A 12,728-nucleotide genomic window follows, 5' to 3' on the forward strand; every position below is an offset into this window, starting at 1 on the left:
GACAATGCAGGGAAACTGCAGGGACGACACAGGGACAACGCGGAACATCGCGACCCACCCACGGCCTTTGAGGAGCAGCGCAAGTGAGCAGCAACAGCGGTGACGTACGGCTCTGGGGCGGTCGTTTCGCCGACGGTCCCGCCGAGGCCCTGGCGAAGCTGTCCGCGTCCGTCCACTTCGACTGGCGGCTCGCGCCCTACGACATCGCCGGTTCCCGCGCCCACGCGCGCGTGCTGCACAAGGCGAACCTCCTCGACGACGACGAGCTGAACCGCATGCTCGCGGGCCTCGACCAGCTCGCAGCGAACGTCGCCGACGGCTCCCTCGTCGGCACGATCGCCGACGAGGACGTCCATACGGCCCTGGAACGCGGCCTGTTGGAGATCCTCGGCCCCGACCTCGGCGGCAAGCTGCGCGCGGGCCGCTCCCGCAACGACCAGGTCGCGACCCTCTTCCGGATGTACCTGCGCGACCACGCCCGCACCCTCGGCGGCCTCATCGCCGACCTCCAGGACGCGCTGGTCGGCCTCGCGGAGGCCCACCCGGACGTGGCGATGCCCGGCCGCACCCACCTCCAGCACGCCCAGCCGGTGCTGTTCGCCCACCACATGCTGGCCCACGTACAGCCGCTGTCCCGGGATGCGGAACGCCTGCGCCAGTGGGACGAGCGGACGGCCGTCTCCCCGTACGGCTCGGGCGCGCTCGCGGGTTCTTCCCTCGGCCTGGACCCGGAGTCGGTGGCGAAGGACCTCGGCTTCGAGCACGGCAGTGTCGCCAACTCCATCGACGGCACGGCCTCCCGTGACTTCGTCGCGGAGTTCGCCTTCATCACGGCGATGATCGGGGTGAACCTCTCCCGGATCGCCGAGGAGATCATCATCTGGAACACGAAGGAGTTCTCCTTCGTGACCCTGCACGACGCGTTCTCCACGGGCTCGTCGATCATGCCCCAGAAGAAGAACCCGGACATCGCGGAACTGGCGCGCGGCAAGTCCGGCCGCCTGATCGGCAACCTCACGGGCCTGATGGCCACGCTCAAGGCCCTCCCGCTCGCCTACAACCGCGACCTCCAGGAGGACAAGGAGCCGGTCTTCGACTCCATCGACCAACTGGAGGTCCTGCTCCCGGCGTTCACCGGCATGATGGCCACCCTCACCATCCACCGCGACCGCATGGAAGAACTGGCCCCGGCCGGCTTCTCCCTCGCCACGGACATCGCCGAGTGGCTGGTCAAGCAGGGCGTCCCCTTCCGCGTCGCCCACGAGGTAGCCGGCGAGTGCGTCAAGGTCGCCGAATCCGAGGGCATCGAACTGGACGGCCTGACGGACGACCAGTTCGCGAAGATCTCCCCCCACCTCACGCCGGAGGTGCGGTCGGTCCTGAACGTGCCGGGCGCCCTGGCGTCCCGCAACAGCCGAGGCGGCACGGCCCCGAGCGCGGTAGCGATCCAACTGGCAGAGGTAAAGCGGGACTTGGCGGTTCAGCATGCCTGGTCAACGGCCAAGAAGAAGTAGGCCTGGGCATTCTGCCCCCAAGGGCCGCAGGCCCTCTGGGGGCGCGGGGAACTGCGCGACAAGCCACGACGCGCCCGTAGTCGCCAGAACACCGCAAGGCCCGAGCTCTGAAGCGCAGGTCATCGCGGGTTACGTTGGTCAGCAGCCCCACCGGAGCCGACCAACGGAGCCCGCGATGCCCTTCGCCCGACTGGCCAACGCGACAACCCCCACCAGCCACATCGGACTGGGCCTCGCCGCAGTAGGCCGCCCCGGCTACATCACCCTGGGCCGAGAAGAAGACCTCGGAGAGACCCGCACCGTAGAAGCCCTCCGTACCCGCACCCACGACCTCCTCGACGCCGCGTACGCGCAGGGCGTCCGCTACTTCGACGCGGCCCGCTCCTACGGCCGCTCCGAGGAGTTCCTGGCCGACTGGCTGAAGGCTCACCCCGACCTGGACGACATCGTGGTCGGCAGCAAATGGGGCTACACCTACACAGCCGACTGGACCACGGACGCGGAGAAGCACGAGGTCAAGGACCACAGCGTCCAGGTCTACGACCGCCAGCGCGCCGAGACCGCCGAACTGCTCGGCGCCCACCTGGACCTCTACCAGATCCACTCGGTGACCCCGGACAGCCCGGCCCTCACCGACAAGGAACTCCACGCGAAACTGGCCGAGTTGGCGGCAACAGGCGTCACCATCGGCTTCTCCACCAGCGGCCCCGCCCAGGCGGACGCGATCCGCGCCGCACTCACGGTGACGGTGGACGGCGAGCCCCTCTTCCGCACGGTCCAGTCGACCTACAACGCCCTGGAGACCTCCGCGGGCCCCGCCCTCACCGAGGCCCACGACGCCGGCCTCACGGTGATCATCAAGGAGGGCATGGCCAACGGAAGACTGGCGGACCCGCACGCCCCGGACGCGCTGAAGGCCGTAGCCGAGGAAACGAACCTGGGCTCCGACGCGGTCGCCCTCGCACTGGTCCTGCGCGAACCCTGGGCCGGCGTGGTCCTCTCCGGCGCGGCGACCGTCGGCCAGCTCGCGTCCAACCTGCACGCGGCGGTCGTGGACTTCGACGACGACCAGCTGTCCCGCCTCGCGACCCTCGCCGAGGAGCCGCAGACGTACTGGGAGAAGCGCGGCCGCCTGCCCTGGCACTGAGCAAAAAACCCCTGGCAACCCACCATCCATGAGACAGCCATGCACCCGATGAGACGTGAGTGTCTCATGTGGGTTATGGTTGTCTCATGGCTCTCGACCGTGACCACGTTCTCCGCGCCGCCGCGGCCCTGCTGACCCGCAAGTCCACCGCGACCATGGACGAGGTCGCCAAGGCGGCCGGGATCAGCCGGGCCACGCTGCACCGCCAGTTCGCGGGCCGCGACGCGCTCGTACGGGCGCTGGAGGCGCTCGGCATCGCGGAGTGCGAGACCGCGCTGGAGGCGGCGCGGCTGGACGAGGAGCCCGCCGAGGACGCCGTACGACGGCTCGTCCGCGAGGTGGAACCGGCCGCCGGCCTGCTCGCCTTCCTCTACACCGAGAACCAGCTGTTCGAGGGCGAGGAACAGCACGCGGGCTGGGCCCGGATCGACGACCGCATCACCGCCGTGTTCCGGCGCGGCCAGCAGAACGGCGAGTTCCGCATCGACCTGACGCCCGCCTGGCTCACCGAAGCGCTGTTCGGCCTGCTGGCCTCCGGCGCCTGGATGGTGCAGAGCGGCAAGGGCGCCCCCAAGGACTTCACCCGCATGATCGCCGAGCTGCTGCTCGGCGGCGCACTACGACGAGACGAAACACAGAGAGAGGAATCATGACCAGCACCCTGCGGCCGGCGATCGTGTCGGAGACGGAGAAGCGCCCGGGCCGTTGGCTCGCGCTCTCCGTCCTCGTGCTCGCCGTGCTGCTGGTGGCCGTGGACGCGACCGTCCTGGGCCTCGCAACCCCTTACATCAGCGAGGACTTGAAGCCGACCGGCACCCAACTCCTCTGGATCGGCGACGTCTACTCCTTTGTCATCGCGGGCCTGCTCGTATCGATGGGCAGCCTCGGCGACCGCATAGGCCGCAAGAAGATCCTTCTCATCGGAGCCACAGCCTTCGGCGCGATCTCGATCCTCAACGCCTACGCGTCCACACCGGAGTTGATGATCCTGGCCCGGGCGCTCCTCGGTGTCGCGGGCGCGACCCTGATGCCCGCCACCCTCGCCCTGATCCGCAACATCTTCCACGACCCGCGCGAACGCAGCCTGGCCGTAGGTATCTGGGGCGCAACAGCCTCCGCCGGTACGGCAGTCGGCCCCGTCGCGGGCGGCTTCCTCCTCGAACACTTCTGGTGGGGCTCGGTCTTCCTCATCAACCTGCCCGTGATGGCGGTCCTGGTCCTGGTAGGCATCAAGACGCTCCCGGAATCCAAGAACCCCAACCCGGGCCCGTGGGACCTGATCAGCGTGGTCCTGTCCCTGATCGGCGTGATCGGAGTGGTCTACGCCGTGAAGGAGGCCGCGACCCACGGCTTCGAGCTGCCCTCTCTCACGGTGGGCATGCTCGGCGCGGCGGCCCTGTACTGGTTCGTCCGCCGCCAACTCACGCTCCCCGCCCCCCTGTTGGACATGCGCCTGTTCCGCAACCGAGGCTTCAGCGCGGCCGTCCTGGCCGATCTGCTGACCATCCTCGGCCTGTCCGGCCTGGTCTTCTTCCTCTCCCAGTACCTCCAACTGGTCCAGGGGAGAGGCCCGTTCGAGGCAGGCCTGGCCGAAATCCCCGCCGCCGTAGGCGCGGTGGCGGCCGGCCTGATCGCGGGAAGGACAGCCCGCCGCTTCTCGGTCCGAGCGGTGGTCGCCGGCGGCCTGGCGGCGGTGGGCCTGGCACTAGCCGTACTGACAACTCTGAACCAGTCAACCGGCTACCCACTGCTCGGCGCCGCCCTCCTGGTGGTCGGCGTAGGCGCCGGCTTCTCCTTCACGGTGACAGCCGACGTCATCCTCTCCTCCGTACCGAAGGAACAAGCGGGAGCAGCCTCAGCGGTCTCGGAAACGGCCTACGAGTTGGGCGCGGCCCTGGGCATCGCCGTACTCGGCTCGATCGTGACGGGCGTGTACAGGGGCTTCGCAGCTCCGGCGGGCACTCCGAGCGGCGCGCACGAGTCATTGGGCGGAGCGGTGGAAGCGGCAGCGGGAATGCCGTCTCACGCGTCCCAGCAAATGCTGACCTCGGCGAGAGAAGCCTTCGTCAGCGGCCTCAGCGTGGCGTCGGCGGTAGGCGCAACAGTCCTACTGGCAACGGCAGTTGCCGCTTGGTTCATGCTCAAGGGGCAAAGCCTGGAAAACGCCGCCTAGGGGGATGCTTTTAGGGGCGCGGGGAACTGCGCGACCAGCCCCCACGCACCCGCACCCGAAAAACAGCGTTACGCAGCCTTGGCCTTAGTGGCGTACATATCCACGTACTCCTGCCCAGACAACCGCATGACCTCAGTCATCACAGAGTCAGTCACAGCCCGCAACACATACCGATCCCGATCCATCCCCTCATACCGAGAGAACTCCATCGCCTCACCGAACCGAACAGTGACCTTCCCCGGCCGAGGAAACCCTGCCCCGCCCGGCTGCAACTTGTCCGTCCCGATCATCGCGAACGGAACAACAGGCGCCCCGGTCATCATCGTGAGCCGAGCGATCCCGGTCCGCCCCCGGTACAGCCGGCCGTCGGGCGACCGCGTCCCTTCGGGATAGATCCCGAAGACCTTGCCCTCCTCCAGGATCCGCCGCCCGGTCATCAGCGCGGCGACCCCGCCGTTCGCCCCGTCCCGGTCCACCGGAATCATCCCGACCCCGGTGAAGAACCAGGCCATGAGCCGGCCCTTGAACCCCTCCCCGGTGACGTACTCGTCCTTGCCGATGAACAGCACCTGCCGGTCGCAGACCAGCGGAAGGATCATCGAGTCGATGAACGTGAGGTGGTTGCCGGCCAGGATCACCGGACCGTCTCCCGGGATGTGCTCGATTCCCTCCACCCGGGGGCGGAACATCAGGCGCATGATCGGTCCGAGCACTGCCTTGATGAGCGCGAAGCGGGACAACGGGCCCTCCGGTGTCAAGGGGTTCGATATAAATCTGTGCAGGTGAGGACGATACTCGCGGCCCCGGGGGTATTGCACATCGGGTTCACCGAGGTCTTACGCAGTGTTGACGCACGTTTACCTGCGGTGCCGCGCCAGGACGGTCCCGTAACCGGGCCGCCATGTTGTGACGCATCTCGCGTTCCATGGTGACGGTGAGTCAAACCTGCCAGCCGGTACGACATCCAGCGTCACCGCCGTGTTCCGGCCAAGGTCTCCCGTTCGTCATGTACGCGCACCTACGATCGGCGCGCAGCGACGGGGCGACGCCAGGAGGTTTCATGGACACGCAGGGAACGCAGGGGCCGAACGAGCGAACCAACGGCACCGGACGACGGGCGCTCCTCGGCGCCGCCGTGCTCGGTGCGGGAGTGGCCGCACTCGGACCGGCGGGCGCGGCGAGAGCCGCCGAGGCGACGACGGCCCGCCACGGAGGCGGTGGCCTGAAGGACCTGCCCAAGCCGACGATCGTCGGTCATCGCGGCACCAGCGGCTACCGCCCGGAGCACACCTTCGGCTCGTACAACCTGGCCCTCGACCTGGGCGCCGACATCGTCGAGGCCGGTGACCTCGTCCCCACCAAGGACGGTCACCTGGTCTGCCGGCACGAGCCGGAGATCGGCGGCACGACGAACGTCGCCGACCACCCCGAGTTCGCCTCGCGCAAGACCACCAAGCTGCTCGACGGCGTCTCCACGACCGGCTGGTTCACCGAGGACTTCACGCTCGCCGAGCTGAAGACCCTGCGCGCGATCGAGCGCATCCCGGTCAACCGCCCGCACAACATGCTCTACAACGGCCGCTGGGAGATCCCCACCTTCGAAGAGGTCCTCAAGTGGCAGGACGAGCAGACCCGCAAGCGCGGCAAGCAGGTCTGGATCTACCCCGAGATGAAGCACCCCACCTACTTCCGCAAGCGCGGGTTCGAGATGGAGAAGCTGCTCTCGACGATCCTGCGCAAGCACGGCAAGGACCGTAAGAACTCGCCGGTCCTCATCCAGTCCTTCGAGCCGACCAGCATCGCGAAGATCAACAAGCTCGTCGGCAACCCGCTGGTCGTGCTGCTGTCCGGCACGGGCACCCAGCCCTTCGACTTCATCGACCAGGGCGACCCGCGCACGGTCGACGACCTGATCACGCCCAAGGGTCTCGCCGAGATCGCGAAGTACGCGGACGGCCTGGGCCCGACGCTCGACCTGATCATCACGAAGAACGCCGACGGCAGCCTCAACCAGGAGACCACCCTGGTCGCCGACGCGCACAAGGCGGGCCTGATCCTGCACCCCTACACCATGCGCAACGAGAACCCCTTCCTTCCGCTGGAGTACCGCAAGGGCACGGCCGCGGACGCCTACGGCGACGCGTTCGGCGCCTTCAAGCGGTACTTCGCCACCGGCATCGACGGTGTCTTCACCGACAACGCCGACACCGGCCTGCTGGCCCGCGCGGACTTCGTCAACGGCTGACCCCGCCGCCCCGTTGGAGTGACAGACGGCCGCCCCGGCAACCTCGCGCCGGGGCGGCCGCGTCGTGCCGCATATGACGCACCAACTTGTCGCCACCTTGCGCCCCTTGCTCGCCGCAGAAGCCTCGGCCGAGGCATATGCCTCCGGAACCGAGCCCGGCGACCTCGAACAGGCCGTCTGGCTCCGCCTCCTGGAGCGCCTCGACGCCTCCGGCCCTCCGGTCGACCCCCAGCGCTGGCTCCGCCGCGCGGTCCGCTCGGAGGCCCAGCGCAGCCGCCGTACCGCTCGCCTCGAACAGTCGTACGGCGACGAGCCCGTCGACGACAGCGACCGCGGCCCCGAGCAGGCCGCGCTCACGGCTGCGCGGCATCGCGCGCTGCATGACGCGGTGAGCCGATTGCCGGGCCGTTGCCCGCGGCTGATGGAGGCGCTGCTGTCGCCCAAGGACCTCACCTACCGCGAGATCGCGGGGGAGTTGGGTATCTCACAGGGCAGTCTCGGCCCGGAACGTTCCAGATGTCTGGGATGTCTTCGGCGATTGCTGGCGCCGGAGGTTGCGGCCCACGAAGCACGGGGATAGGAGTGAGGAATCAAGTGGCGATCAGGTGAGCGGGAGGCGTGCGCACATGGGCATGAGCGTGACCATCTCGGTGGCGACCGAGCAGGACTCAGAGCAGATCTTCAGGCTGCAGTACCTGTGCTTCCAGAGCGAGGCGGCGCTGTACGGCAACTACCGCATCGACCCGCTCCTCCAGAGCCTCGACTCGGTCCGGGACGAGGTCGGTTCCGACTGCGTCTTCGTCGCCCGGCTCGGCGAGGAGGTGGTCGGATCGGTCCGCGGCACGGTGACCGAGGACGGCGCGGCGGCCATCGGCAAACTCTGCGTCCACCCGCGCCTCCAGGGCCACGGCATCGGCGCCCGCCTCCTCCGCGCGGCAGAGTCGGCCCTCGCCGGGGAGCGCGGAGCCAAGAAGTTCCGCCTCCACACCGGCCACCGCAGCGAGGGCAACCTCCGCCTGTACCGCCGCGTCGGCTACGAGACCGTAGGCACCTCCCAGGGCGACGACGGCGTACCGATGATCGTCCTGGAGAAGCCGGTGGAGGCGTACGTCGCTACGGCGTGACGGTGTCGGACGCCTCGGTCGTACGGTTCTTCCGCAGCCAGTACAGCGCGGACAGCGGCAGCAGCACGGGGATGAAGATGTACCCCGCGCCGTAGTACGACCAGACCGTCGCGTCCGGGAAGGCCGAACTGTCGATCACGGTCAACGTACCGACGATCAGGACACCCGCGAGTTCGGCGGCGCAGCACGCCTGTGCCGCCAGGCGGGCCCTTTCGCCGCCGCGGATCAGGGAGTACGTGATGAACCCGTACACCACGCCCGCGACGGCCGACAGGGAGTAGGCGAGCGGGGCCCGGTCGAACTCGGTGGCGATCTGGTAGACGGAGCGGGAGACCGCGCCGACGACCATCACGCCGTAGAACCAGACGAGCAGCATGCCGGGCCCGCTGATGAGCCGCTTGGGCCTCTTTTCCACGGTGTTCTCTTCCACGGTGGTCATCTCAGCTTCCCCAGATGTCGTAGAGCCGCACTTCGAGCACGGCGAGGACCACACCGCCGGCCGCGGCCGTGATCGAACCCCAGCGTGTGCGCTCCGTGAGTGACATGAAGCCCGCCGCCGGGACGGACGCGAACGCGCCCAGCAGATACGCCACGAAGATCACCGTGCCCTGCTCCGCCTTCTCGCCGCGCGCCAACTGCACGATGCCGACCACCAGTTGGACCGTGGCCAGCAGGGTGACGACGGCCATGCCGATGAAGTGCCAGTCCTTGGTCGGCTGATCACGGTAGGCCGCCCACCCGCACCAGGCGGCGAGCAGCAGCGCGGCGACACCGGTCACCAGCGTCAGGGCATCAAGCATGCAGTGACCCTATTACGGGCCAAAAGGCAGGTGACCGTAGGGTCGGGGACATGAAGATCCACGCTGAGGCCCTCCTGTTCGACAACGACGGCACGCTCGTCTCCTCCCTCGAATCCGTGCGCCGGTGCTGGACCCGGTGGGCGGAGGAGTTCGGGATCACGGCCGAGGACTTCGCCCGGGTCGAGCTGCACGGGCGGACCGCCGTGGCGATAGCCGCCGACCTGCTGCCCGCCGACGTCGTCCCGGCCGCGGTCGCGCGGATCGAGGCGCTGGAGGTGGAGGACGTGCCCAATGGGGGTGCCGTTCCGCTGCCCGGCACCCGGGACTTCCTCGACTCGCTGCCCGCCGACCGCTGGGCCGTCGTCACCTCCGCCACCCGGCGCCTCGCCGAGGCCCGGCTCGCGTACGCCGGCATCCTCCCCAAGACCCTCGTGGTCGCCGAGGACGTCACGCGCGGCAAGCCCGACCCCGAGCCCTACCTGCTCGCCGCACGCCAGTTGGGCGTCGACCCGGCCCGCTGTGTCGTCTTCGAGGACGCACCGGCGGGCCTCCAGGCGGGCCGCGCGGCCGGGATGATCACCGTGGCATTGGCCACAACCCACGAGGCCCACGAGCTCGACGCCGACCTTGTTGTGAGTGACCTGTCAGCCCTGTCCGCCCTGGTCAGTGACGGGGGAGTCGAGATCTCCGTACGCGGCTGACGGGCGTCCGCCGCTGTCCGGGATGCGGACAGCGGCCCTTTGTCAGGACCGTACGTCTGCTTTACTGATTCCATGACCACGACGAGCAGCCGCACCCTTGCGACCGAGGCGACCCTGACGCCCGGTGCTCGTTGTATGTGTCGAATGTGCGCCTTCTAGAGGGCCCCCGCACCACCCCCGGGCTTCGCGCCCCGAGCCTCGCGCCCCGAAGCGAGCCGCCGTGGCATGTCCGTGCGTCGCATCTCGTACGTGACTGACGCCGCCCCGCGCACATTTCCCCCCTCGTACCCAGGGCACACCCACGCCCGCGTACCCGACAGTCATGGAACCCCAGTGATCACCACATCGGGCCTGACCAAGGTCTACCGCTCACGCGGCCGTGAGGTCACCGCCCTCGACGGCGTCGATCTCCACGTCCGCGAAGGCGAGGTCTACGGCGTCATCGGCCAGTCCGGCGCCGGCAAGTCCTCGCTCATCCGCTGCGTCAACCTGCTGGAGAAGCCCACCGCGGGCACCGTCACCGTCGCCGGGCAGGACCTCACCGCCCTCGCCGGGCGCGGACCGCGCGCCGGACGGGAACTCCGGCAGGCGCGCAGCCGTATCGGCATGGTCTTCCAGCACTTCAACCTGCTCTCCTCGCGGACCGTGCAGGACAACATCGAGCTGCCGTTGGAGATCCTCGGCAAGTCCGGGAAGGATCGCTCCGCCAAGGCCCTCGAACTCCTCGACCTCGTCGGGCTCGCCGACAAGGCGAAGTCCTACCCGGCACAGCTCTCCGGCGGTCAGAAGCAGCGCGTCGGCATCGCCCGGGCGCTGGCCGGCGACCCCAAGGTGCTGCTGTCCGACGAGGCCACCAGCGCGCTCGACCCGGAGACCACCCGCTCGATCCTCCAGCTGCTGCGCGACCTGAACCGGCAGCTGGGCCTGACCGTCCTGCTCATCACCCATGAGATGGACGTCGTCAAGAACGTGTGCGACTCGGCCGCCCTGATGCGGAACGGCCGCATCGTCGAGTCCGGCACGGTGAGCGAACTGCTCGCCACCCCGGGCTCCGAGCTGGCCTCCGCGCTCTTCCCGGTCAGCGGCGATGCACACGGCGAGGACCGCACCGTCGTCGACGTCACCTTCCACGGCGAGGCCGCCACCCAGCCCGTCATCTCCCAGCTCTCGCGCACCTACAACATCGACATCTCGATCCTCGGCGCCGCCATCGACACCGTCGGCGGACTCCAGGTCGGCCGCATGCGCATCGAACTGCCCGGCCGCTACGAGGACAACGTCGTGCCGATCGGCTTCCTGCGCGAACAGGGCCTACAGATCGACGTGTTGGGCCAGGAGCCCGTACTGCTGAAGGAAGGTGCCAAGTGACCTGGTCCGAGATGCAGCCGCTGCTGTCCCAGGCGTGTTGGGACACGCTGTACATGGTCGGCTGGTCCACGGTCATCGCCGTCGTCGGCGGACTCCCGCTCGGCATCCTGCTCGTCCTGACCGACCGCGGCGGACTGCTCCAGAACGTCGCCGCGAACAAGGTCATCGGGCAGATCGTGAACGTCGCCCGCTCGCTGCCGTTCATCATCCTCATGGTCGCGCTGATGAACTTCACCCGGACCATCACCGGCACGACCATCGGCCGCGAGGCCGCCATCGTGCCGCTCGCGATCGGGGCAATCCCCTTCTTCGCACGGCTCGTTGAGACGGCTGTCCGGGAAGTGGACGGCGGGCTCGTCGAGGCCGTGCAGTCGATGGGCGGCAACACGTGGACCGTCGTACGCAAGGTCCTCGTACCGGAGTCCCTGCCCTCGCTGATCTCCAGCACCACGACCACGATCGTCGCGCTCATCGGCTACTCCGCCATGGCCGGCACGGTCGGCGCCGGAGGCCTGGGCGACATCGCCATCCGCTACGGCTACCAGCGCTTCGAGACCCAGCTGATGTGGATCACCGTGGCGATCCTCGCGGTCGTCATCTCCCTCATCCAGTTCGCCGGCGACTACGCGGCCCGCTCGCTGCACCGGCGCGGCGGGCAGTCCGGTGCCGCGCCCAGGCTCCGGCTGCTCAAGGCGTCCACCGCGACGAGCGAGACCGTCTGAGCCGGAGCGCTTGGCCCACCCCCCCATAGCTCCCCGCACCACCCATCGCGGGGTCGTACCACGCGACACCCTTCAGGAAAGGCACTTTTCGTGCGTAACACCGCAAAGCTCACCACCGCCGTCCTCGCCGCCGGAGCCCTCACCTTCGGGCTCTCCGCCTGCGGCTCGGACAAGGGTTCCTCCTCGGCCTCCTCCGACTACAGCGGACCGCTGGTCGTCGCCGCGAGCCCGACCCCGCACGCCGAGATCCTCGACTACGTCAAGGACCACCTGGCGAAGAAGGCCGGACTCGACCTGGAGGTCAAGGAGTTCACCGACTACGTCACGCCGAACACGGCGACGGAGGACGGCTCGGTGGGCGCCAACTACTTCCAGAACCAGCCGTACCTGGACGACTTCAACAAGAAGAACGGCACCCACATCGTGCCCGTCGTCACGGTCCACCTGGAGCCGCTCGGCCTCTACTCCCACAAGGTCAAGAGCGCCGAGGCCCTCAAGAGCGGCGCGACCGTCGCCGTCCCGAACGACAGCGTCAACGAGGCCCGCGCCCTCAAGCTGCTCGCGGCGAACGGGCTGATCACCCTCAAGTCCGGTGTGGGCAACGAGGCGACCCCCGCGGACATCACCAAGAACCCGAAGAAGCTCAAGTTCAAGGAACTGGAGGCGGCCCAGACCCCGCGCTCCCTGGACGACGTCGACGCGGCCGTCATCAACGGCAACTACGCGATCTCCTCGGGCCTGAAGCCCGCCAAGGACGCCCTGATCCTGGAGTCGGCGAAGAACAACCCGTACGGCAACTTCCTCGCCGTGAAGAAGGGCAACGAGAAGGACCCGCGCGTCAAGAAGCTCGCGAAGCTGCTCACTTCGCCCGAGGTGAAGAAGTTCATCGAGAGCAAGTACGCCGGTTCCGTCATTCCGTCCTTCTGATCCGACC

14 protein-coding genes are annotated in these 12,728 nt (G+C 68.6%); 11 read left to right on the plus strand and 3 right to left on the minus strand.

Annotated features, from left to right (window positions below):
• The first annotated feature begins 83 nt into the window (after window positions 1-83).
• The 4 genes from argH (at window position 84) to OG194_RS38515 (ending at window position 4,834) form a co-directional block, all read left to right on the plus strand.
• Window positions 84-1,514: an argininosuccinate lyase gene (gene argH / locus OG194_RS38500; protein WP_327405359.1), complete on the plus strand. Its 1,431-nt coding sequence runs from the start codon at window positions 84-86 to the stop codon at window positions 1,512-1,514.
• A gap of 175 nt (window positions 1,515-1,689) precedes the next feature.
• Complete coding sequence (locus OG194_RS38505; RefSeq protein ID WP_327405360.1) at window positions 1,690-2,661, plus strand: aldo/keto reductase; 972 nt, start codon at window positions 1,690-1,692, stop codon at window positions 2,659-2,661.
• Window positions 2,662-2,747: 86 nt separating this feature from the next.
• On the plus strand, window positions 2,748-3,314 hold the full coding sequence (locus OG194_RS38510) for a TetR/AcrR family transcriptional regulator (RefSeq protein ID WP_327405361.1): 567 nt from the start codon (window positions 2,748-2,750) through the stop codon (window positions 3,312-3,314).
• Complete coding sequence (locus tag OG194_RS38515) at window positions 3,311-4,834, plus strand: MFS transporter (protein ID WP_327405362.1); 1,524 nt, start codon at window positions 3,311-3,313, stop codon at window positions 4,832-4,834. The genes OG194_RS38510 and OG194_RS38515 overlap by 4 nt, the downstream gene beginning before the upstream one ends.
• A gap of 68 nt (window positions 4,835-4,902) precedes the next feature.
• On the opposite strand, the gene OG194_RS38520 is transcribed toward OG194_RS38515, so the two are convergent.
• Complete coding sequence (locus OG194_RS38520) at window positions 4,903-5,574, minus strand: lysophospholipid acyltransferase family protein (protein ID WP_318021589.1); 672 nt, start codon at window positions 5,572-5,574, stop codon at window positions 4,903-4,905.
• Between the two features lie 320 nt (window positions 5,575-5,894).
• On the opposite strand from OG194_RS38520, the gene OG194_RS38525 reads away from it, so the two are divergent.
• The 3 genes from OG194_RS38525 to OG194_RS38535 all read left to right on the plus strand — a co-directional run bounded on the left by OG194_RS38525 (window position 5,895) and on the right by OG194_RS38535 (window position 8,203).
• The gene (locus OG194_RS38525) at window positions 5,895-7,079 is read left to right on the plus strand and encodes a glycerophosphodiester phosphodiesterase (RefSeq protein WP_327405363.1); all 1,185 of its coding nucleotides are present in this window, start codon (window positions 5,895-5,897) and stop codon (window positions 7,077-7,079) included.
• A 73-nt stretch (window positions 7,080-7,152) separates the two neighbouring features.
• Entirely contained in the window at window positions 7,153-7,659 is a 507-nt protein-coding gene (locus tag OG194_RS38530) for a sigma-70 family RNA polymerase sigma factor (protein ID WP_327405364.1), read from the plus strand.
• A 46-nt stretch (window positions 7,660-7,705) separates the two neighbouring features.
• Window positions 7,706-8,203 (plus strand): GNAT family N-acetyltransferase, encoded by a 498-nt coding sequence (locus OG194_RS38535; RefSeq protein WP_327405365.1) that lies wholly within the window; start codon window positions 7,706-7,708, stop codon window positions 8,201-8,203.
• Here OG194_RS38535 and OG194_RS38540 read toward each other — a convergent pair.
• Window positions 8,193-8,642, minus strand: a complete 450-nt coding sequence (locus OG194_RS38540) for a hypothetical protein (protein ID WP_327405366.1) — start codon at window positions 8,640-8,642, stop codon at window positions 8,193-8,195. The two genes, OG194_RS38535 and OG194_RS38540, sit on opposite strands and share 11 nt — an antisense overlap.
• Before the next feature lies 1 nt (window position 8,643).
• Window positions 8,644-9,003 (minus strand): hypothetical protein, encoded by a 360-nt coding sequence (locus OG194_RS38545; protein ID WP_327405367.1) that lies wholly within the window; start codon window positions 9,001-9,003, stop codon window positions 8,644-8,646.
• A 50-nt stretch (window positions 9,004-9,053) separates the two neighbouring features.
• Between OG194_RS38545 and OG194_RS38550 the strand changes: the two genes are divergently transcribed.
• From OG194_RS38550 to OG194_RS38565, 4 genes are all read left to right on the plus strand, one after another.
• On the plus strand, window positions 9,054-9,704 hold the full coding sequence (locus tag OG194_RS38550; RefSeq protein ID WP_327405368.1) for an HAD family hydrolase: 651 nt from the start codon (window positions 9,054-9,056) through the stop codon (window positions 9,702-9,704).
• A gap of 333 nt (window positions 9,705-10,037) precedes the next feature.
• Window positions 10,038-11,072: a methionine ABC transporter ATP-binding protein gene (locus tag OG194_RS38555; RefSeq protein WP_327405369.1), complete on the plus strand. Its 1,035-nt coding sequence runs from the start codon at window positions 10,038-10,040 to the stop codon at window positions 11,070-11,072.
• Window positions 11,069-11,794 (plus strand): methionine ABC transporter permease, encoded by a 726-nt coding sequence (locus OG194_RS38560; protein ID WP_327405370.1) that lies wholly within the window; start codon window positions 11,069-11,071, stop codon window positions 11,792-11,794. Before OG194_RS38555 ends, OG194_RS38560 begins: the two co-directional genes overlap by 4 nt.
• 90 nt (window positions 11,795-11,884) lie before the next feature.
• On the plus strand, window positions 11,885-12,721 hold the full coding sequence (locus OG194_RS38565; protein ID WP_327405371.1) for a MetQ/NlpA family ABC transporter substrate-binding protein: 837 nt from the start codon (window positions 11,885-11,887) through the stop codon (window positions 12,719-12,721).
• The last annotated feature ends 7 nt before the right edge of the window (window positions 12,722-12,728 follow it).

This window comes from Streptomyces sp. NBC_01288 (assembly GCF_035982055.1).
Lineage (GTDB): Bacteria > Actinomycetota > Actinomycetes > Streptomycetales > Streptomycetaceae > Streptomyces.